The sequence below is a fragment of the Acidobacteriota bacterium genome (assembly GCA_026707545.1).
Classification (GTDB): Bacteria; Acidobacteriota; Thermoanaerobaculia; order Multivoradales; family Multivoraceae; genus Multivorans.
The window spans coordinates 251,100-272,548 of record JAPOWR010000002.1; the positions used below are offsets into that span (position 1 = coordinate 251,100).

General features: G+C 68.8%; 15 protein-coding genes. 8 read left to right on the forward strand and 7 right to left on the reverse strand.

From position 1 onward, the window contains the following. Window positions 1–19 precede the first annotated feature (19 nt). Genes OXG83_13325 through coaD form a run of 4 tightly spaced genes read left to right on the forward strand, consistent with a single transcriptional unit; the run spans window position 20 to window position 5,242 of the window. A complete protein-coding gene (locus OXG83_13325; protein MCY3966009.1) occupies window positions 20–571 on the forward strand; it encodes an L-threonylcarbamoyladenylate synthase in 552 nt (183 codons plus the stop codon). A gap of 47 nt (window positions 572–618) precedes the next feature. Beyond that, the gene (locus OXG83_13330) at window positions 619–2,472 is read left to right on the forward strand and encodes a hypothetical protein (GenBank protein ID MCY3966010.1); all 1,854 of its coding nucleotides are present in this window, start codon (window positions 619–621) and stop codon (window positions 2,470–2,472) included. Beyond that, window positions 2,469–4,763 (forward strand): hypothetical protein, encoded by a 2,295-nt coding sequence (locus tag OXG83_13335; protein ID MCY3966011.1) that lies wholly within the window; start codon window positions 2,469–2,471, stop codon window positions 4,761–4,763. Before OXG83_13330 ends, OXG83_13335 begins: the two co-directional genes overlap by 4 nt. Further along, window positions 4,760–5,242 (forward strand): pantetheine-phosphate adenylyltransferase, encoded by a 483-nt coding sequence (gene coaD, locus OXG83_13340; protein ID MCY3966012.1) that lies wholly within the window; start codon window positions 4,760–4,762, stop codon window positions 5,240–5,242. Before OXG83_13335 ends, coaD begins: the two co-directional genes overlap by 4 nt. A 22-nt stretch (window positions 5,243–5,264) precedes the next feature. Here the strand turns inward: coaD and OXG83_13345 are convergent, their stop codons facing one another. The 4 genes from OXG83_13345 to OXG83_13360 form a co-directional block, all read right to left on the reverse strand. Further along, window positions 5,265–6,926 (reverse strand): VWA domain-containing protein, encoded by a 1,662-nt coding sequence (locus tag OXG83_13345; protein MCY3966013.1) that lies wholly within the window; start codon window positions 6,924–6,926, stop codon window positions 5,265–5,267. Window positions 6,927–6,936: 10 nt separating this feature from the next. Continuing rightward, window positions 6,937–8,508, reverse strand: a complete 1,572-nt coding sequence (locus OXG83_13350; GenBank protein MCY3966014.1) for a VWA domain-containing protein — start codon at window positions 8,506–8,508, stop codon at window positions 6,937–6,939. A gap of 86 nt (window positions 8,509–8,594) precedes the next feature. Further along, window positions 8,595–9,653, reverse strand: coding sequence for a 2-oxoacid:ferredoxin oxidoreductase subunit beta (locus OXG83_13355; GenBank protein MCY3966015.1), 1,059 nt, complete (start codon window positions 9,651–9,653; stop codon window positions 8,595–8,597). A gap of 2 nt (window positions 9,654–9,655) precedes the next feature. Beyond that, window positions 9,656–11,527 carry a 2-oxoacid:acceptor oxidoreductase subunit alpha gene (locus OXG83_13360; protein MCY3966016.1) on the reverse strand — a complete coding sequence of 624 codons (1,872 nt, stop codon included), beginning with the start codon at window positions 11,525–11,527 and terminating at the stop codon, window positions 9,656–9,658. A gap of 220 nt (window positions 11,528–11,747) precedes the next feature. Between OXG83_13360 and OXG83_13365 the strand changes: the two genes are divergently transcribed. Continuing rightward, entirely contained in the window at window positions 11,748–13,748 is a 2,001-nt protein-coding gene (locus OXG83_13365) for a SpoIIE family protein phosphatase (protein MCY3966017.1), read from the forward strand. Window positions 13,749–13,765: 17 nt separating this feature from the next. Next, window positions 13,766–14,458, forward strand: a complete 693-nt coding sequence (locus OXG83_13370; protein ID MCY3966018.1) for a lytic transglycosylase domain-containing protein — start codon at window positions 13,766–13,768, stop codon at window positions 14,456–14,458. Here the strand turns inward: OXG83_13370 and xerD are convergent, their stop codons facing one another. Further along, complete coding sequence (gene xerD, locus OXG83_13375) at window positions 14,459–15,382, reverse strand: site-specific tyrosine recombinase XerD (GenBank protein MCY3966019.1); 924 nt, start codon at window positions 15,380–15,382, stop codon at window positions 14,459–14,461. 125 nt (window positions 15,383–15,507) lie between these two features. Here xerD and OXG83_13380 point away from each other — a divergent pair, with 125 nt between their 5' ends. Continuing rightward, window positions 15,508–17,169, forward strand: a complete 1,662-nt coding sequence (locus tag OXG83_13380) for a M28 family peptidase (protein MCY3966020.1) — start codon at window positions 15,508–15,510, stop codon at window positions 17,167–17,169. 34 nt (window positions 17,170–17,203) lie between these two features. Next, on the forward strand, window positions 17,204–17,443 hold the full coding sequence (locus tag OXG83_13385; GenBank protein ID MCY3966021.1) for a CDGSH iron-sulfur domain-containing protein: 240 nt from the start codon (window positions 17,204–17,206) through the stop codon (window positions 17,441–17,443). Window positions 17,444–17,448: 5 nt separating this feature from the next. Here the strand turns inward: OXG83_13385 and OXG83_13390 are convergent, their stop codons facing one another. Then, window positions 17,449–18,705, reverse strand: coding sequence for a DUF1015 family protein (locus OXG83_13390; GenBank protein ID MCY3966022.1), 1,257 nt, complete (start codon window positions 18,703–18,705; stop codon window positions 17,449–17,451). Window positions 18,706–18,778: 73 nt separating this feature from the next. Continuing rightward, entirely contained in the window at window positions 18,779–21,427 is a 2,649-nt protein-coding gene (gene clpB, locus OXG83_13395; protein ID MCY3966023.1) for an ATP-dependent chaperone ClpB, read from the reverse strand. Window positions 21,428–21,449 lie beyond the last annotated feature (22 nt).

The window sequence follows — 21,449 nt, forward strand, 5'->3', positions numbered from 1 at the left end:
TTGGGACGGCGAGCTGGAGGTGGTGAAACGAGCGCTGGCCGAAGGTCGCGTACTCGCCGTTCCCACGGAGTCGTCTTACGGTCTTGCGGTGGATCCGCGTTCCGCGGTGGGTGTCGAAGCGATCTATCGGATCAAGGAGCGGGAGCGGGGCAAGCCGCTGCCGGTGGTGGCTGCGGATCTGATGCAGGCGCTTGAATTGGGCGTTGAGTCGAACGAGGCGGTGGGCAGGGCGGCGGTCCACTGGCCGGCGCCCTTGACCGTGGTGGCTCCGCTTCGGCCCGGTGTGTCCGTGCCGGCGGCAGCGGGCGGCGGGACTCTGGCGGTGCGGGTACCGGCGCACGAGCGGCTCCGGGGGCTGCTCCGGGCGCTGGGCCATCCGCTCACGGCGACGAGCGCGAACCGGAGCGGGGAGCCGGCGATCTGCGAGAGGGTGGCGCTCGAAGTGATTCTCAGGGGCACGCACGCCCTCATCGTCGGCGGGGAAACGACGCCCGGAGGGCCGCCATCCACCGTGGTATCTTGGAGTTCCGCCGGCTTGCGGGTGTTGCGCCGCGGGCGCTTCGATCTCTGACACCGGTTGCCGGCTCTGGTTGCCGACTTCCGAAGCGAACCCTGACTGTGACCCGTTCCGGCGCTCTCGTTCCCGGTCTTCTGGCTGCCTGCGTCCTGCTGTCGGCGGTCCCGGTTGGGGCGCAGGAAACGGTTGCGGCGGCCCGTGCCGAGTCCGCTCCGCCGGTCGATCTGAACGGTGGCGAGATCGGGGTCGATGAGGTTGCGCGCGGGCAGACCGGTTACGGCCTGTCCGTGTTCGCCGGTAGCGAACCGGACCGTTTCGGGGTCGAGATCGTCGGCGTGATCCGCGACATGGATCCGGGGACGAGCTACATCGTGGCTCGCTTGAGCGGTAATGGGCTGGAGGAATCTGGCGTCATTGCCGGGATGAGCGGCAGTCCTGTCTACATCGACGACCGCCTCGCGGGTGCGGTTGCGTACTCCTGGTCCTTCACGAGCGAGGCGCTGGCCCTGATCACGCCGATCGCCGCGATGCGGGAGTTGAGCGAACTGGAAGCCGGAGAAGCTGCCGGGGAATCGGTGGGACTCACCGCGCCCGGTGCGCCGGGGACGTTCGATCAGGCGGTGCGGCAGATGCTCGAGCCGCCCGCCGACGTTGCCGCGGCGCTTCGCGAGACGGTCGCGGATCAGCTCGGCGCGCTCGTCGCGCCGGCGGATTGGGGAGGTCGCGGGGGCGCCCAGATCGCCACGCTGGGCTTCGGCGAACCGGTGCGGCGGATGCTCGCCGCCGCCCCGGCGGGACGGGCCGACACCGTAGAGATGCCGGATCTTCACGCCGGCAGCGCGGTCGCGGGCGTTCTGATCGATGGCGACCTGAAGGTGACCGTGGGCGGTACGGTGACCCGGGTCGAGGACGGCGAAGTTCTGGCCATGGGGCACCCGTACCTCGGCGTGGGGCCGCTGCGCGTGCCGATGGCGACCGTCGAGGTGGTCGGAGTCGTGCCGCGGGTGAACAGTTCGATGCGGCTCAGCAACATCGGTTCGGTGGTCGGCGCCTTCGACCAGGATCGCTTCGCCGGCCTGAGAGGGCGCCTCGGCGCCGAGGCGCGCACGATTCCGATGACGATCCAGGTCGAGGCCCCGGACGGTAACGCCCGCCGCTTCGATCTCCGGTTGGCGGACCTGCCCAGGATGTTGCCTTCGCTGGTGGGCATTCCGACGATGCAGGCTCTGGATTCCGCTTCGTACGGCGCCGGCGAAAGCGGCCTGGACATGACCGGCACGCTGCGCCTGCGAGGGCACGAGAATGTGCCGCTCCACCAGACGTTCGACGGTTCGGGCCCCGGCACGAGCGCCGCCTTCTATCTCGTTGCCCTGATCGGGGCGCTGGTCAACTCGGACTACGAAGACGTCGAGATCGAGGGCATCGATCTCACACTGAGCCAGACGCACGGCGTGCGCACGGTCGAGATCGAGCGCGCCCAGGCCTCTTCGAGGAGGGTTCACGCGGGCGACACCGTGAACGTCGTGTTCGATCTTCGCCGGCATCGGGGCGACCGTTACCAGGAAATCCTGCAGGTGACGATCCCGGAGGACCGTCGGCCGGGCCGCTACTACCTGTTCGCCGGCGACGGCGTGAGCATCGACGCGGCGCGGTTGCAGCTTCAACCGGCCAAGGCTTCGTCGTTGACGGAAGAACTCGACATGCTGCGCTCGTTCCAGCCCAAGAGCCGGCTCGCGGCGCTCGGCGTCGTACCGGCCCGGGGGCTGATCGTCGAGGGGCGGCCGATGCCACAGCTTCCGGCCACGGTGCGCTCGATCTGGCAGGCATCCCCTCTACAGGGAGAACCGCGGGCGCTGAACCTGGCGATCGTGAGCGAAGAGGGACGCGATACAGGCATCCCGCTCGACGGCCTGTTCCGGCTCGACCTCGAGATCCTGCCCGGTACCGCGCGTTGAGGGATCGCGCGCGGGCGGCAGCGGCGTTCGCGGCCGCGACCCTGATGCTGCTCTCAGGCGGCGCCGTTACCGTCGCTTCGGAAGTCCAGATCTGGCGCGCCGACAGCCAGGCCGCGTTCCTGGCGGGCGAACTCGTCGACGTGAGCGTCGACCGGCTTGGGGTGCTGCGTCTGGCCCAGCGGGCCGAGCAGCTCGCCACCGTGGCGGAGCCCTTCCTGTTCTCCTTCGTCGGAGCGGAGGGCCGGTTTGCGGTGGGCACCGGCAACTCGGGCAAGGTGCTCGCAGTCGAGATCGACGGGGATGCCGGCACGGTCACCGAGCTCTTCGCCACGGAGGAACCCGAAGTGTTCGCGGTCTGGGTTGACGGCGAAGGCGTCGTCTACGCCGGCTCGTCGCCGGACGGCAAGGTCTACCGGAAGCGGCCGGAGGGCGAAGTCGAAGAGCTGTTCGACCCTGAGGCGAAGTACATCTGGGCGCTCCTCGGCACGGGCGACGGCGGCCTGCTGGTGGCGACCGGTCCGGAGGGCAAGCTCCATCGGGTGGACCTTGGAAGCGGCGAGTCGAAGCTGCTCTACGACAGTACGGACGTCCACATCCGCTCGCTCGCGCTGCGCCCAGACGGCACGGTTCTCGCCGGTACGGCGGGCGAGGGGCTGCTGCTTGAGATCGACGCGGAGGGCCGGGCTCGCACGCTCTACGATGCCGCCGGGCCCGAGGTACTGGCGATCGTGCCGGCCGACGACGGCGCGTTCTATGCCGCCGCGCTGGCGTCCGAGGCGAGCTTCGTCGACCTCAGCAGCGCGCGCGGTTCGTCGAGCGGCAGTTCGTCGGGAAACCGATCGGCCGGGACCGCCGCAGCGACCGGCACCAGCTCCTCGAGTTCGAACGGTCAGCAGAACGAAGTCACGGTCCAGACCGGCGCCATCTCGGCGGGGAGCCGTTCCGCATCGTTCAAGGGCCCGCGTTCCGAAGTGCTCCGGATCGACGCGACCGGGGCGGTCGACTCGATCTGGAAGTTCGAGATGGAGACGGTGTACGCCCTGAGCCACCAGCAGGGCCGGCTTTGGGTCGCCACCGGTCAGGAGGGCAAGCTGTTCAGCTTCCAGAACGAGCAGATGGTCCTCGAGAAGGACGTTGACCAGAGCCAGATCGTCGGCCTGGCCGCCGGTACGGAGGGACCCGTCTTCGCGAGCGTCAACGCGGCGGCCGTGTACGGCTTCGTCGGCGGCGGTAGCGGCGGTCTGGCCCGGCAGGGGACGGTGACGGCCAAGCCGCTCGACGCGTCATCCGTCGCGAGCTTCGGTTCGATCCGCTGGCGCGGCCGGGCGGGCGACGGCGTCGAGGTCGCGCTGTCCGCGCGCAGCGGGATGAGTTCGGACCCGGACGAGACCTGGTCGGACTGGACCGAGGCGACCGTTGCGCGGGAGGCGGCACTCTCGGACCTGCCGCCTGGCCGCTACCTCCAGTGGCGCGCCGAACTCCGCGGCGCCGGCGACCGCACTCCCGAGATCGTGGCCGTCGAAGTCACCTACCGGCAGCACAACCGCAAGCCGGAGATCAAGAAGCTCGACGTGCTGCCGGCGGGCACGATCCTGGTACCGACGAACTTCAATCCCTCGAACCAGGCGTACGAGCCGGCACACCCGAACCGGGACCGCATCTTCACCACCGTCGGCGACCCGGCGCAGACGCAGCAGGGCGCGACGAAGAGCCTGTGGAAGCTCGGCTATCGGACCCTTCGCTGGGAGGCCGAGGATCCGAACAAGGACCGACTGCGCTACCGGCTCTCGTTTGCCCGCGAGGCGGCGCTGGCGGCAGCCGCCGACGGGGCGGGCGACGCGGACGGGCTGTGGCTCGAAGTGGCGGACGACCTGAAGGCGACCTTCTTCAGCTTCGATGCCACGGTGCTGCCGGACGGCCTCTATCGCTTCCGCGTGGAAGCCAGCGACCGGCTCGACAACACGGTCGGGGAGGCACTCGAGGCGGAGCGGGTATCGGCCGCGGTGGTGGTCGATCACAGCCCGGCGCGCCTCGTGGAGGCTTCCCGTGACGGTGGTCGGGTGAGCGCGGTGGTCGAGGACGCCTGGAGCCCGCTGCGCGAGGCGCTGGTCAGTGTCGACGCGGGCGAATGGCGCGCCGCCAGCGTCGAGGACGGTTTGCTCGACAGCCAGCGCGAGACCCTCTCGATCGACGCCTCCGAGGGCGCCCGGCTGTTGCTGCTGCGCCTGACCGATGCCGCCCACAACGTGACGACGATCGATCTCTCGGATCAGCTAGGGAGCGGAGAATGAGCCAGCGGATCGGCGTCTTTCCGGGTTCCTTCGACCCCGTGCACAACGGCCACCTCGACCTGATCGAGCGCGCGAGGCGGCTGTTCGACGTGCTCTACATCGCCGTGCTCTACAACGAGCAGAAGCAGGCCCTGTTCTCCGTCAAGGAACGCATCGGCTTCCTGCAGGTGCTCCTCGCCGGATCGGACGATTGCCGCGTCGAGAGCTTCAGCGGTCTGCTCGTCGACTACGCGCGGGAAAAGAACGCGACCGCGGTCGTCCGCGGCCTCCGTTCCGGCGCGGACTTCGACTACGAACTGCCGATGACCCTGATGAACCGCCGCCTGGCGCCCGGCATCGACACGATCTTCCTCCTCCCCGCGCCGGAGTGGATCTTCCTCTCCAGCCGGCTGACGAAGGAAGTTGGCAGCCTGGAGGGCGACCTGACAGGCGTCGTGCCGCCGCTGGTGATGGAGGCGTTGAGCCGGAAACTCGGCTGAGAAGGTCGCCTAGCGCCGCGTCCTACCTTGGACTGATCTCCCTGCTCGCCGACAGGGTGGTTCCCGTCAAGGGGTCGCGCACCGTGACCAGGACCGTGTGTTCCCGGCGGCGCAACTGCAGGTCCGTCTCGTAGTAGAAGATCTGGCCCGGCTGCGGTTGCTCCGGGCCGACGACCGGGACCCTCTCGAGCGACACCTCCGCCCGGTTGCCGCTTTCGTCCATCACCGCGACCCTCACTTCCAGCACGCTCTGTGACTGGTCGCCCGCGGGAAGGAACTCCATTTCGTCGAGTGGGATGGTCACTTCCATGGGGACCGAAATCCTGCCGCGCCCAACACGAACCGGCGCCCCGAGCCGCACGTCGAGCGGCAACGCGTCGGGCAGATCGCCGAACAGCAGAGCGCCTTCGGCGGTCATGGCGATCTCCCGGTCGCGCGACATGTCCACGTAGCCCTCGCGCGTCCGCACTTCGAGGTCCGAGCGGCCGACCGCCCGTACGACGATCTCGTGGAAGGCGTCGTCCTCGTGCCGTTGCGGCTCGAAGCCGAGCCAGTAGTACGAGCGGGTGTCTTCGACGACTCGGGACAGCGCCGTGTCCCGCTGCGCGGCGAGCATCGGCACGCCACCGGTCCGGGCCGCCAGTTGCTGTAGGGTGCTCCGCAGTTGGTACTGGCGTTCCCTGCCTTTCAGTGGGTTTCTCCGTCCCGCTGCCGCGGCCGGCACGTCCACCGGATAGAGCGCGAAGCCGATCAGGTTGGCTGTCGAAACGAGGGGGCCGTACAGTTCGTCCTCACTCGCCACCCTGGAGTCGATCGCTTCGGTGTCATCTACGGGCGGTCGCCCGAGCGCGTAGACCTTGACCGATCTTGGCCAGCCGCCGGCGAGCAGCAGCATCACCTTGCGGCCGCGCTGGTTGGCGAATCGGCGCATCGTGGCCACGGCCGCCAGCACCGAGCGCTCCAACTGTTCGGCCAGCTTCTCCTGGTAGTAGATCTCCGCCCTGGACGCGAGTGAACTCAAGCCGCGTGAGATCGTCAGGCTCCTCTCGAACTGCTCTACGGAATTGCGGTCGCTGTCGACCATCCGCAGTTCGCTTCGGCGCTCCAGGCCGTGGGCAGGCCGCCCGCGCGCCCGGTCGAGCGCTTCCCCTAGCTGGCCCGGCGAGTTCGTCCAGGCGGTGAGGGTCTCCACGCTGCTGCCGTCGAACGCGACGGCGGCCACCCGGTCCGCCGGACCGAGCTCCCCAAGGTCCTCTTCCAGGCGGTCGAGCACCCGGTTCCGGTCGCGTTCGATGGAGAAGAAGTCGTCGACGTAGATCAGGAAGTTGGTGGCGACGGGCGTGTCCGGGTCCAGACTCGGCACGGCGGCCACGTCTCCTTCGCCCGGTTCCAGAGCGAAGCCGTCCCTGATCTCCGTGAAGTAGTCGATCGGCGTCGGCTCGCCATCCACCAGGAGTTCGAACTCCGAGGCCTGCAGGCTGTGGACGCGGTTCCCCTTCCTGTCCGTGACGACGACCTCGATGTTCACGACCCGGACGTCGACGACCTCCGAGAACACCTCCGGCAGGTCTTGCTGCTGGCCCGACGCGGCGGCGGCAAGCAGCATGGTCACCGCGAGAATCCGGGAGATCCTCAAGAGTCGGTGGCGCCGTTGCATGGCCGGTGGCCGTTCGCTTCTCGTCACCAGGGGGAGCCTAGTTCGGACTGATCTCCCCGGTCGCGGTCAGGCTCGTTCCCGTCAGGGGGTCGTACACGGCGACCACATAGGTGTGCTCGCGCCGGCGGAGTTGCAGGTCGGTCTGGTAGTAGAAGACTTGGCCGGGTTGCGGTTCGCTCGGTCCGGCGATCGGAACCTTGTCGACCGACACGTCGGCTCGGTTGCCTTCCTGATCCATGGCCGTCACGCGCACCTCCAGCTCGTTCTGCCACACGCCGGCCACCGGAAGAAGTTGGATTTCGTCGAGAGGAATCGCCACTTCAAGGGGCACCGACATCCTGCGGCGCGCTGCCCGAACCGGTTCACCGATCCGTACGTCGAGGGGTGTGGCGCCCGGTGGATCACCGAACATCAGCGCGGCTTCAACCGCCATCTCGATCTCGCGGTCGCGGGACCGGTCCACGTAGCCCTCGCGCGTGCGGACCGTAAGGTCTGTTCGGCTGACCGGCCGCACCACGATCTCGTGGAATGCCTCGTCGTCGCGCCGTTGCGGTTCGAAGCCGAGCCAGTAGTAGGAGCGTGTGTCCGCGACCGCCGCGGCCAGCGCCGCGTCCCGCTCGGCGTTGATCATCGGCACGCCTCCCGTCGAGCGAGCTAGCAGGTGCAGTGTGCTGTGGAGGCTGTCTTCCCTTTCCAGCGAACCCGGTGTCGCGCGAACGTCGCCGTCCCGGGGGTCAGGGCCCAAACCTGTCGACGCGTCGCCCCTGAAGTCCCTCGCGGGGCCCGGCAGGTCCACTGGATAGAGTGAGAAGCCGATCAGGTTCGCGGTCGACACCAGGGGGCCGTAGAGCCTGTCCTCGCTCATCACCCGGCGATCGGTCGGCGCACGGTCGCGGGACAGCGATTGCTGCGCGTAGATCGCCACGGATCTAGGCCATCCGCCGGCGAGCAGCAGCATCACCTTGCGGCCGGGCTGGTCGGCGAATTGGGGCATGGTTGCAACCGCCGCCAGCACGGAGCGCTCCATCTGGTCGCTCAGGGTTTCTCCGTAGGAGACTTCCGCGTTGGACGCAAGCGAACTCACGTCGCGCGGGATCGTCAGGCTCCTCTCGAACTGGTCTACCGATTCCCGGTCGCTGTCGACGATCCCCAGTTCGCTTCTCCGCGCCAGGCCCTCGGCGGGCCGTCCGCGCGCCCGGTCGAGCGCCTCCTTCAACTGGCTCGCCGAGTTCGTCCAGTTCGTCAGGGTCTCCACGCTGCGTCCGTCGAACGCGACGGCGGCCACGCGGTCCGTCGGACCGAGTTCGCCAAGGTCTTGTTCCAAGCGGTCGAGGACCCTGTTGCGGTCGCGTTCGATGGAGAAGAGGTCGTCGATGAAGATCAGGAAGTTCGTGCCGACCGGCGCGTTGGGGCCAAGGCCCGGCACTCCGGCTACGTCGCCGTCCGTCGAGTCCAGGGCGAGGCCCTCCTCGATCTCCGTGAAGTAGTCGATCGGAGTCGGTTCGCCGTCGACGAGGAGTTCGAAGTCCGAGGCCTCCAGACCGTGGACGCGGTTGCCCTGTCCGTCGGTGACGACGACTTCGACGTTCACGACCCGGACGTCGATCACCTCCGAGAAGACCGCTGGCAGGTCTTCCTGCTGGCCCAGCGCGGGGCCTGCCAGCAGTAGCAGTGCGGTGAGCGGCCTGAGGATGGTCAGTTTGCGCCGCGGTGGACGGTGCCGCCCGCGTCCACGGTCCAGGTGTCCGTGCCGTGGATCAACTGGTCGAGCGTCTGCGGCCGCGTCGTGGAGATCTGGTCGATCTGGTCGATGACGCCGGCGTCGTAGGTCGGCGCATCGATGGCGCGCAGCACGCCGAGGGGCACCGGGTAGTCGCCCAGGCCGTCGCCGGTCGAGAGGCTGGCCATCTGGAACGCGAGGGACGGGTTGTCGTGCTTTTCGTCCCAGACCAGACAATCGTCCGCGGTCGTGCCGTTGCCGAGCTGGACGACCTCGAAGTCGGTGCCGGTGAAGCGCAGGCCCTTGTCCTTGTTGTCGCCGAAGACGAGAGGTTTGCCGTGCTCCAGGTAGAGGCCGTTCTGCTGCCTGCCCGTCTTGTCGGTCAGGGCGGCGAACGCCTTGTCGTTGTAGATGTTGCAGTTCTGCATCACCTCGACGAAGGCGGAGCCCTTGTGCGCGGCCGCCCGCTTCAGCACGGCCTTGAGATGCGGGATGAAGACGTCCACGCTGCGTGCGACGAAGGTGGCGCCGCTGCCGATCGCGACGTTCAACGGGTTGAAGGGGAAGTCGACCGAGCCGTGAGGCGTCGATTTCGTGCGCTTGCCGAGTTCGCTGGTCGGCGAGTACTGGCCCTTGGTCAGGCCGTAAACCCGGTTGTTGAACAGCAGGATCTTGATGTTCACGTTCCGGCGCAGGGTGTGGATCAGGTGGTTGCCGCCGATCGAGAGGGCGTCGCCGTCTCCGGTCACCACCCAGACGTCGAGGTCCGGACGGGTCATCTTCAGTCCCGTGGCGACGGCCGGGGCGCGGCCGTGGATCGAGTGGAAGCCGTACGTGTTCATGTAGTACGGGAAGCGGCTGGAGCAGCCGATCCCGGACACGATGACGAACTTCTCGCGTGGGATCCCCAGATCCGGGAACACCTGCTGGACGGCGGCGAGAATGGCGTAGTCGCCGCAGCCTGGACACCAGCGGACCTCCTGGTCGCTCTGGAAGTCCTTCCTGGTCAGCGCCGGGGCTTCGGTGGTAGGCATCTCTAGCTCGGTCCTCCGGCCATGTCCTCGATTCGATGGAGGATCTCGTCCCGGGTGAAGGGTTTGCCCTCGACCTTGGAGTAGGTCTCGATGTCCTTCAGGTAGCGGGCCCGCAGCAGCAGGGCCAGCTGGCCGAGGTTCATCTCCGGCACCAAGACGCGCTCGAAGCGGTCGAGCACATCGCCCAGGTTGCGGGGGAAGGGGTTGATGTGCCACAGGTGGGCTCGGCTGACCGTGAGGCCATCGGCCCGGGCCTGGTTCACGGCGCCCGTGATCGCGCCCAGGGTGCTGCCCCAGCCGAGCACGAGTAGCTTGCCGCTCGCCGGCCCGTCCACCTCGATGTCGGGGATGTCGTTCACGATCCGGGCCACCTTCTCGGCGCGCAGGCGCACCATGTGGTCGTGGTTCTCCGGCTCGTAGTTCACGTTGCCGGTTACGTCCTCCTTCTCGAGTCCGCCGATGCGGTGCTCGAGGCCGGGCGTGCCGGGGATGGCCCACGGCCGGGCGAGGGTCCGCTCGTCACGCATGTAGGGCATGAAGCCTTCGGCGTTCTGGTGGAAGTCGATCCGGAGATCGGGCAGCTCCTCGACCTGGGGGATGCGCCACGGTTCGGCACCGTTCGCGATGTAGCCGTCGGAGAGGAGGATGACGGGCGTCATGTAGGTCGTCGCCATCCGAACCGCCTCGAGCGCGGTGTCGAAACAGTTGGCGGGCGAGGACGCGGCGATCACCGGTACCGGCGACTCGTTGTTGCGTCCGAACATCACCTGCAGCAGATCCGCCTGCTCGGTCTTCGTGGGCAGGCCGGTCGACGGTCCGCCGCGCTGGATGTCGCAGATGAGGAGCGGCAGCTCGACCATGACCGCCAGGTTGATCCCCTCCGCCTTGAGGGCGATCCCGGGACCGCTCGAACAACTGACGCCCAGGCTGCCGCCGAACGAGGCGCCGATGGCGGCGCAGACCGCGGCGATCTCGTCCTCCGCCTGGTAGGTGGTGACGCCGAAGTGCTTGTAGGTGGCCAGTTCGTGGAGCACGTCGCTGGCGGGGGTGATCGGGTAGGCCCCGAGAAACAGGGGCAACCCGCTGCGGCGGCTCGCGGCGACCAGGCCGATGGCGAGCGCCGAGTTGCCGTGGATGCTGCGGTAGATCCCGGGCTCCAGCTGGGCCGGCTCCACGTCGTACCGCACCTGGAAGGCGTCGGTGATGTCGCAGAAGTTCCAGCCCGCCTTCATCACCTTGACGTTCGCCTCGGCGATCTCGGGGCGTCGCTTGAACTTGACCCGCAGCCAGTCGATCGTCGACTCGAGGGGCCGGCTGAACAGCCAGTAGACCATCCCCAGTGCCAGGAAGTTCTTACAGCGGTCCTTCGAGCGGACGTCGAGCGGACTCTCCTCCAGGGCGCGCCGGGTCATCGTCGTCAGGGCGACCTGGTACAGCCGGAACGCGTTCAGGCTGTCGTCCTCGAGCGGATTCGACTCGTAGCCGGCGCGTTTCAGGTTGCGCGGCGTGAACTCGTCCGTGTTCACGATGATCACGCCGTTGTCGCGCAGGTCGCGCAGGTTCGCCTTCAGTGCGGCCGGGTTCATCGCCACCAGCACGTCCGGTGCGTCGCCGGGCGTGTGGATGTCGTGATCGGCGATGCGGACCTGGAAGGCGGATACCCCCGGCAGCGTTCCCGCCGGCGCCCGGATCTCGGCCGGGAAGTCGGGCAGCGTCGAGAGGTCGTTGCCGATCAGCGCCGACGTGTTCGTGAACTGCGTGCCCGTGAGCTGCATACCGTCGCCGGAATCGCCGGCGAAACGAATGACGACATCGGAGACGGTTGCTTCGGCGGCTTTGCCAGCAGCCGTCTGCCCTGCGATCGGGAGGGTCATGTTCGTCTCTTGCGATGTCGACGCGAGGCGCTCTTGATCGGCTTCCGAGGCGGAACCCTACCCCGCCGCCAGATCCGCGGGCGATCAGGGCTCCGTCCGCGAGGGGGGGTTGGCGGCAGATAGTACCATGACGCTGCCCCGCGCGTCGGCGAGAGATTCAGTGCCCAGTCGCGAGAAAAAACCCGGCCGAACCAGGCGCTGGCGGCGAGCCGCCGGGCTGTTGACGTGTGTCCTGGCGCTGGCGCTGTCCATCGTCGCGTTGAGGCTGGATTCGCCCCTGGCCGTAAACGTGCTGGCCTGGCTCGTCGGCAGCATGTCCGCCGTCGTCATCCTGTGGGCCGGCGTCGTTTGGGTGCAACGCCGGCTGCTGTGGCGGGTCGGACGCCGCCTGGCCTTCAGCTACGTGCTCTTCGGTCTGCTGCCCTTCCTGCTCAGCCTGGTGCTGGTGATCGTCGCCGCCTACCTCCTGTCCGGGTTCTTCCTCGGCCACCTCTACCGGGATGCCGCCATCGGTCTTCAGGAGGAACTCGAAGCGGTTTCGGCGTTCCTCATTCAGCCGCTCGAAATGGGGCTGCTCGACCCCTCCGGTCTGCCGACGGAGTTGGGAGGGGCAGCACTGGCGTACTACCGGGACGGCGTCCGCGCGGGTGGAGATTCGAGGGCGCCCGGCGGCTTCCCCGCGTGGCTGGAGACGGACGGCGAGGTCGACGGTCAGCGGCGGCGAAGCCGCGTGCCGCCGTTGGTCGCGCTTCCCGACGGTTCGGCGACCCAGGCCGCGGCCTTTCGCCGCGGAAGCTCGGCGGTTGTGGCGTTCTACGACCCCGTCGCCGTGGGCCTGCTGGAGCGGGAACTGAGCCGCCGCAGCGACGTCTGGACGCGGCTCCGGCGGCAGGGCGAGACCAATGGCGCCGGATGGACGGTCCAGGTCTTCGGCACGGAGTGGGTGCTGCAGCCGCTGGCGCGAACCCAGGGCGGAGCGGAGCGCGAGGCGTTCTTCGAGTCGCTCGGCGCCAGCTCCCCGTTCAGCATCCTGGGCGTCGAAATGCTGGGGCCGCTCCACGCCTTCGCCAGTGGCGAGGCGGTCTCGCCGCCGGTCTCGGCATCGCTCGCGGCGACGCAGCGGATCGTCTTTCGGCATCTGTTCTCGTCGTCGGGCCAGGTGGACACCCTGGGCTGGATCGCCTTCATTATTCCCACCTTCCTGCTCCTCGACGTATTCGTCGCGGCGATGGTCATGGCCCTGTTCATGATCCTGGGGCTGAGCCGCGCGGTGAACCGGCTGAGCGCGGCGACCGGGGCCGTGCAGGCGGGCGACTTCTCGGCCCGCATCCCGGTTCGGCGCAAGGACCAGATCGGTGCGCTGCAGCGATCGTTCAACGAGATGGCCGGCGGTCTGGAGCGCCTGATCGCCGAGCGCACGGCCCGGCGGGCGCTGGAGCAGGAGCTCGAGTTCGCCCGGGAAGTCCAGAAGAACCTGATCCCGGGCCAGGGCCTTCAGGTGGAAGGAGTCGAGTTCGCCACCTTCTTCGAGCCGTCGGCCGCGATCGGTGGCGACTACTTCGACATCCTCGAGCTTCCGGCCGAGCGCGAGGGCGACAGCGGACGCCTGGGCGTGGTCATCGCGGACGTCGCCGGGCACGGCCTTTCGGCCGGCCTGCGCATGGCGATGCTCAAGGCGGGGCTCCTGACCCTGGTGGAGGAGGGCAAGCCGGCGCGGCAACTTCTTCCTGCCCTGGACAGCCTGGTGCGGAAGGAAAGCGACCGCGTCTTCGTGACCGCGAGTCTCTCCCTGATCGACCTCTCGAGCGGAGTCGTCGAGATGACGAACGCCGGCCATCCTCCCGCCTACCTGTTACGGGATGGCGAGATCGAGGAGATCCTGCTTTCCGGGTCTCCACTTGGCGCCCTCGGCGAGGACTACGGCTTTCGGCGGTTCGAGCTCGAGCCCGGCGACGTCATGGTCTGGCTGTCGGACGGTTTCATCGAGGCGGCTGCCGCCGATGGAGAAGTGTTCGGTTACGAGCGGACGATGGAGTCCCTCAAGGGTTCGGCGGACAGCGCCAGAGAGGTGCGCGACCGAATCCTCGATGAGATCCACCGGTACACCGAAGGAGTCGGCGCGGACGACGACCTCACCCTGGTCGTGATGCGCTACCAGCCGCAGGCGGCGACCGTCGCGAAGCCCGTTGACCACGAACTGCTGCGGGCGGCCGGCGGCTGAGGGCGGAGAAGCCGGGCTTGAGGCGCGCTTCGCGGGTCACCACGGCGACCACGATCCTGCTGGTCGCCGCGTCGTCGGCCGGTGCCGAACTCGCTGTGCTGACCAACGGCTATCGCTACAAGGTGACTGCCTGGGAGCTCCTGGCGGAGCGTGGCTCCGTGGAGGCGGAGCGTATTCGGCTGATCCTGGAGAACGGCTCTTCGGTCACCCTGCCGCTCTTGCGGATCGAGCGCATCGTCGACGACGAGATCACCGATGAGCCGACTCCCGAAGCGCAGCCCGAGGCTGGCTTCTCGCTCGACTACCGGCCCGGCCAGACGGCGCCGGCCGTTCCCTACGGCGAGCTCTTCCTCCGGATCGGCCGCGAGCACGAACTGAACCCCGATCTGCTGGCTGCGCTCGCGCGCGCGGAGTCCGCCTACGATCCCGGCGCCGTGTCGTCGAAGGGGGCCCGCGGCCTGCTCCAACTGATGCCGGCCACCGCCGAGCGCTTCGGCGTCGCGGCGCGCGAGCTCTACGACCCGGCCCGCAACGTGCTCGCGGCAGCCCGCTACCTGACCTGGTTGCGCCGCCGCTTCGAGGACGACCTGCCCCGCGTGCTGGCTGGCTACAACGCCGGCGAGGGCGCCGTCGACGCTCACGACGGGGTGCCGCCCTATCGCGAGACAGTGACCTTCATCGGTCGCGTCTACGGCTACCTCGGCCTGTAGTCACCGCGCCCGCGGATGGAATCGGTCATACAACGTCCGCAGCCGGTGCTCGTGGATGTGGGTGTAGATCTGGGTCGTCGTGATGTTCGCGTGGCCGAGCATTGCCTGAACCGCGCGCAGGTCGGCACCGTGCTCGAGGAGGTGGGTGGCGAAGCTGTGGCGTAGCACGTGGGGGGACAGATCGGGGATGCCGGCGCCGAGGCCGTAGTTCCTGAGCAGCTTCCAGAATCCCTGCCGGGTCAAGCCGCCGCCCCGGTAGCTGACGAACACCACGTCGTGGCGGCCCTTCGCCATCACCGGCCGCACCTCCCTCAGGTAGCGGTTGAGCCACGTTTCGGCCGATTCGCCCACGGGTACCACCCGCTCCTTCGCCCCCTTGCCGAACGCGATCAGAAAGCCCGCGTCGAGCTGGAGCTGTCGGCGTGTAAGACCGACCATCTCGCTGACGCGGAGCCCCGTGGCGTAGAGCAGTTCGATCATCGCGCGGTCCCGCACGCCGGGAGGCTGGCTGGTGTCCGGAGCGCGAAGCAGGGCCTCGACCTGTGCTTCGCGCAGCACCTTCGGCAGCCGTCGCGGTAGCCGCGGCGGGTAGAGGTTGACCGCCGGGTTGTCGTCGCGATCGCCCTCGTTGACGAGGAAGGCGTAGAACCGGCGCATGGAGACCAGGGCGCGACTGACCGATCGCGGTGACAGTCCGTCGAGGCGCAGCCGCCGCAGATGCCCGCCGAGTTCGCCCGTGGTTGCGGTCAGCAGATCGCCGTCCGCGTCCTCCAGATTGCCGGCCAGCCGCCGCAGATCGCGCCGGTAGGCGTCCACCGTGTGCTGGGACAGGCCCCGCTCCACCAGCAGGCCGTCCAGATAACGGTCCAGTGTCCGCTCGCTTTCGGACACCGCGGCCGGCCGGCTCAGGGTTCTCGCGGGCATTCGTATAGCCAGGAATCTATCAGTCGGCCAAACACTGGGTGCGCCTAGACACTGGGTGCGCCGGCCTCCTGGCCGGCATCAGCGCGAAGCGGCGAGCCCGATTCGCGCCGCGCTACGATCTGTCCATGACCACCCGAACTACCGCGCTTGCGTTCTCGCTCGTTCTCTTCCTCCTCGCCGCCTGCGGACAGCCGGCTCCCGATACCGCGACCCAGCTCGCCACCTGGATCGCCGACCTCTCCGACGACGCGATGGAGGGCCGCGGTCCCGGCACCGCGGGCGACGTGATGGCGCGCCAGTACATCGCCGAAGTGATGGCGGACATGGGGATCGAACCGGCGGCCGCGGACGGTAGCTGGGAGCAGGCTTTCGACATCGTTGGCATCGACGCCACGGTGCCCGAGACCTGGTCCTTCGAGTCGAGCGGCGGGGGCAGCGTCGAGTTCGCCTTCTGGGACGAGTTCATCGCCCACAGCGGCGTGCAGTCGGAGCAGGCCGCGATCGAGGACGCCGAACTGGTCTTCGTCGGTTACGGCATCCAGGCGCCGGAGTACGGTTGGGACGACTACAGCGACGCGGACCTCGCCGGCAAGGTGCTCGTCATGCTGAACAACGACCCGGACTGGGACCCGGACCTGTTCGAAGGCGACCGCCGCCTCTACTACGGCCGCTGGACCTACAAGTACGAGAGCGCCGCGGCCCAGGGCGCGGCGGGCGCGATCATCATTCACACCACACCCTCGGCCGGGTATCCGTTCCAGGTGGTGCAGACGTCCTGGACCGGGCCTCAGTTCGAGTTGCCGGACGAGGGCGAGCCGCGCACGCAGATCAACGCCTGGCTGACCGAGGAGGCGTCCCGGCGCCTGTTCGAGTTCGCCGGCGTCGACTACGACGCGACCCTCGAGTCGGCCCGCAGCGCGGACTTCGCGCCGATGCCGCTCGGCGTGTCGACCAGTCTGTCGCTCACGAACACCGTGACGCGCGAGCAGACCGCCAACGTGCTCGGCGCCCTGCCGGGCAGCGATCCGGAGCTGGCCGACGAGTGGATCGTCTTCACTGCCCATCACGACCACCTCGGGGTTTCGCCGGACGAGAGTCTGGAAGACCGCATCTACAACGGTGCCCTGGACAACGCGGCCGGCGTCGCCCAGGTGCTGGCGATCGCGGGCGAGCTGGCGGCCCAGAGGCCTGGACCCAGTCGCTCCATGCTGTTCCTCCTCGTCGGCGCCGAGGAGCAGGGACTGCTCGGCTCCGAGTACTACGCGGCTCACCCCACCGTGCCGCCCGGCAAGATGGCCGCGAACATCAACTACGACGGCGGCAACCAGTGGGGCTCGACCCGTGACGTGACCTACATCGGCTACGGCAAGTCGAGCCTGGACGCCGTCGTCGAATCGGCGGCCGCCGAGCAGAGCCGCACGGTGCTGCCCGACCAGTTCCCGGACCGCGGCTACTTCTACCGGTCGGACCAGTTGAACTTCGCCCGCATCGGCGTGCCGGCGATCTACCTCGACAACGGCACCGACTTCATCGACCGGCCGGCGGGTTGGGGCAAGGAGCAACTCGACGCCTGGACGGCGAACATCTACCACCAGGTGTCGGATGAGTACCAGCCGCCGACCGAAGACGGCGGGGGCTGGAACTTCGACGGGATGGTCGACGACGTCGAACTCGGCCTGGCCTGCGCCCGCGCCATCTCCGAGAACCCCGAACTTCCGGCCTGGAACCCCGGCGACGAGTTCGAGGCCGCCCGGCTGGCGGCGCTCGCCGCCGTCGCTGGCGAGTAGCACGTTCGTCCAACGTGGAAAGGGAGGATCAGGAATGACCGAAGCCCGAATCGCGGCCCGAGTCCCCGCCAAGATCGAACTGGAAGCCGGCACCTACTGGTGGTGCCGGTGTGGCCGGTCGGAGAACCAGCCGTTCTGCGACGGCTCCCACCGCGGCACGGAGTTCGAGCCGATGCGCCTCACGTTGGAGGCCGATCGGCGGGTCGCGCTCTGTCAGTGCAAGCGCAGCGACAGAATGCCGCACTGCGACGGCAGTCACCGGTTCGTGGACTGACTGGCTCAGCCGGGCACGATGTGCGCGTCATGCGCACACCACACCAGGCCTGACACCAGCTTCGGCAGGAATCGGGTCGATTTCGGCGGTAGCAGGTCGCCGTCTTCGGTCGCGCGGGCGAACTGCCTGGGGGTCATCGGAGGCAGGAAGACGCCGGCCGTGATCTCGGCCCGCTCGAGCTGGGCGACGATGTCGTCGGGATCCGCCTCGTAGGCGATGCTGCCGTCGGTGGCGGCTTCGAGGGGCACGCCGGCGCTCCGGAGCAGGTGGTGGTGGAGGAGGGAGGCGGGGAGATCGGCCTTGCGGCCGGGCATGTCCGTCGGCGCGGCTGCCGCGTCGAGGGTCCAGAGTTCGGGCGCCGCGTCGCCCCGGAACCAGACGGCAAGGGCCGGTTGGCCGGCGGCGGCGACGCGGGCGGCGATGGCCGCGCCGCGGGTTTCGGCCAACGTGTCGCGGCGGAGCGGCAGCGAACTCATCGCGTCGCGGTCGACCGGTACGCGGATACCGCGGTGGACCGGGTCGATCCTGAGGTTCGCGGAGGCCAGGCTGGTCAGCACGACCATCTTGCACGCCGCGGCGGTGCCGCTCGCAGCACCCGCTTCGGCGGCGTAGGTCTGGGCCACCTGGGTGCGGTGGTGGCCGTCCGCGATCGCGGCGCGGGCGCCGGCGAGGGCGGCGGCATAGGCGCGGATCCGTTCGGGGTCGGTGATCCGGAAGAGCGTGTGGACGTCGCCGGTCCACGGATCCGTGTGGCTGACCAGGGCAACACCGGCGGCGCCGTTGCAGTCCTCGCCGAGCAGGCGTTCCAGCGTGCCGTCGTCCTCGGCCAGGTAGAAGACGGGTTCGATGTCGATCCGGGAGAGCCGCAGCAGGTCCAGGCGCTCGGCGATCGACTTGGCGACCGTCTGTTCGTGGGGCCAGAGGTCTCCCTCGCGTCCCGGCTCGACGCCGACCAGGGCGCACAGACCCAGCCGGCGCGAGCCGTCGGGCTGGGTGATCGCGTAGGGGTAGATCGACGGGGTCTCGTCCCGCACCACGACTCGGTTCTCGATCCACTCGCGGTGGAGCGCGACGGAGTCCTCGTGCGGCGTCCGGCCATCCCGCCCGACCGGTTTCGTGACGCGCGCGAACTGGTGCGGTGACTGTGCGTGCAGGCGGTCGCGCAGGGACTCGTCGATCTGGTCGAAGGGCGGCGCCGCCTGGGCGGCGGCGTCGACCCTGGCGGAGTTGTAGCGATAGCCCTGGAAGGCGTAGAGCTTCATTGCGGCTCCTGGTCTGTGTGTGGAGTCGGCCTGATTCTGAGGTTGCGGCGGGGTTGGAGGCGTGAACGGTGTGTCAGGCAGCGCGGTTGTCGTCGCTCCTGGCGTCGGCGTCGGCGGTCGCCGGCTCGCTGCGAATCGCGAGACGTCCGCCGTCGACATCGATGACGACGCGGTCCCCCGGGCCGATGTCGCCGCCGACCAGGGCGCGCCCGATCCGCGTCTCGACCTCGCGCTGCAGGTAGCGCTTGAGCGGCCGGGCGCCGTAGACCGGGTCGTAGCCGGCCCGGGCCGTGAATTCGCGGGCGGCCGGCGTCAGTTCGAGGCCGATCTCCTGCTCCCCGAGCCGCTTCTCGAGCTCGCTCGTGAGCAGGCCGACGATCTGCTCGATCTCGGCAACCGTGAGCGGCGAGAACAGGACGACCTCGTCGATCCGGTTCAGGAACTCGGGTCGCATCGACCGGCGTAGCTCGGCCATCACGGCGTTGCGCGCGGCGTCCGTGATCTCGCCGGCCGGCGTCACTCCCTCCAGCAGGTGGGGCGAGCCGAGGTTCGACGTCATGATGACGACGGCGTTCTTGAAGTCGACGGTCCGGCCCTGGGAATCGGTGATCCGCCCGTCGTCCAGAACCTGGAGCAGCACGCTCCAGACGTCGCGGTGCGCCTTCTCGATCTCGTCGAAGAGGACCACCGCGTAGGGCGTGCGCCGCACCGCTTCGGTCAACTGGCCGCCGTCCTCGTGGCCGATGTACCCGGGCGGGGCGCCGACCAGGCGGGAAACCGTGTGCCGCTCCATGTACTCGCTCATGTCGATGCGGACGATGTTCTCCTCCGTATCGAAGAGCGCTTCGGCCAGGGTCTTGGCGAGCTCCGTCTTGCCGACTCCGGTGGGGCCGAGGAACAGGAAGGAGCCGATCGGGCGCCGGGGGTCCTTGATGCCCGAGCGGGCGCGGATCACCGCGTCCGCCACGAGCTGGACCGCCTCGTCCTGGCCGATCACCCGGCGATGCAGGATCTCGTCGAGGCGCAGCAGCTTCTCGCGCTCCCCTTCGACCAGCCGGGTGACGGGCACGCCGGTCCACTTCGAGACGATCTCGGCGATCTCGTTGTCGGTTACCTCTTCGCGCAGTAGCCGCCCTCCTGCGTCGCCCTCGCCGGCGGCCTGCTCTTCGCTCTGGAGCTTCTCCAACAGCCCGGGCAGCACCCCGTGGCGCAGTTCGGCGGCCCGGTTCAGGTCGTACTGGCGCTCGGCGACCTCGATCTCGTGCCGAACCTGCTCGACCTGTTCGCGCACCTTGCGTTCGTCGTCGATCGCCGCCTTCTCGCTCTCCCACTGGCTGCGCATCGCGGCAGCCCGGGTGCGCAGGTCGGCGAGTTCGCGGCGCAGGGTCTGGAGGCGCTTCCGACTCGACTCGTCGGTTTCCTTGTTGAGAGCGGCCTCCTCGATCTCGAGCCGCATGACCCGCCGGGTCGCTTCGTCGAGCTCGGCCGGGAGGGAATCGATCTCGGTGCGGATGAGGGCGCAGGCCTCGTCGACGAGGTCGATCGCCTTGTCGGGCAGGAACCGGTCCGAGACGTAGCGGTCCGAGAGCGTGGCGGCGGCCACCAGGGCGTTGTCCTGGATGCGGACGCCGTGGTGGACCTCGAAGCGCTCGCGCAGCCCGCGCAGGATGGACACCGTGTCCTCGACCGAGGGCGCATCGACCAGGATCGGCTGGAAGCGCCGTTCCAGAGCCGCGTCCTTCTCGACGTACCGGCGGTACTCGTCGAGGGTCGTGGCGCCGATGCAGTGGAGTTCGCCTCGCGCGAGCATCGGCTTGAGCAGGTTGCCGGCGTCGGTGGAGCCCTCCGTGCGGCCGGCGCCGACGATGTTGTGGACTTCGTCGATGAACAGCAGGATGCGTCCCTCGCTCTGGGCGATCTCGGTCAGCACCGCCTTCAAGCGCTCCTCGAACTCGCCGCGGTACTTGGCGCCGGCGAGCAGCGCGCCGAGGTCGAGCGAGAACACGCTGCGGTCCTTGAGCCACTCGGGGACGTCGCCGCGGACGATGCGCTGGGCCAGTCCCTCGACGATCGCCGTCTTGCCGACCCCGGGTTCGCCGATCAGGACCGGGTTGTTCTTCGTCTTGCGGGACAGGATGCGGATCGCCCGGCGGATCTCCGAGTCGCGGCCGATCACGGGGTCCATCTTGCCTGCGCGGGCCTGCGCGACCAGGTCGACGCCGTACTTCTCGAGCGCCTCGTAGGCCGTCTCCGGGTTGTTGCTCGTCACACGCTGCGCCCCGCGCAGCGTCTTCAGCGCATCCAGGAGCGGCTGCCGCGAGAGGCCAGCTTCGGCGAGCGCCCTGGCGGCGCCGTCCTCACCTTCCGCTGCTGCCAGCAGCAGGTGCTCGACCGAGACGTAGTCGTCGCCGAGTCCCCTGGCTTCGTCCTCGGCCCGAAGCAGGAGCTGCTCGAGCGCATTCGTGACGTAGATCTTGCCGACTTCGGTGGCGCCGCCGGTGACCTTCGGCTTACGGTCGAGGTCTCGCTTGATGTGGGCGTGAAGCTCGGCCGGGTCGATGTCGAGGCGCCGGAGCAGCCGGGGCGCCAGGCCGTCCTGCTGATCGAGCAGGGCGAGCAGCAGATGTTCCGTGTCGACCTGCTGGTGGCCGAAGCGCCGCGCCCGGTCCTGGGCGCCGGTCAGGGCTTCCTGGGACTTGATCGTCAGCTTGTTCGGGTCCATATCGTTCAAGTTCTCCTATTTG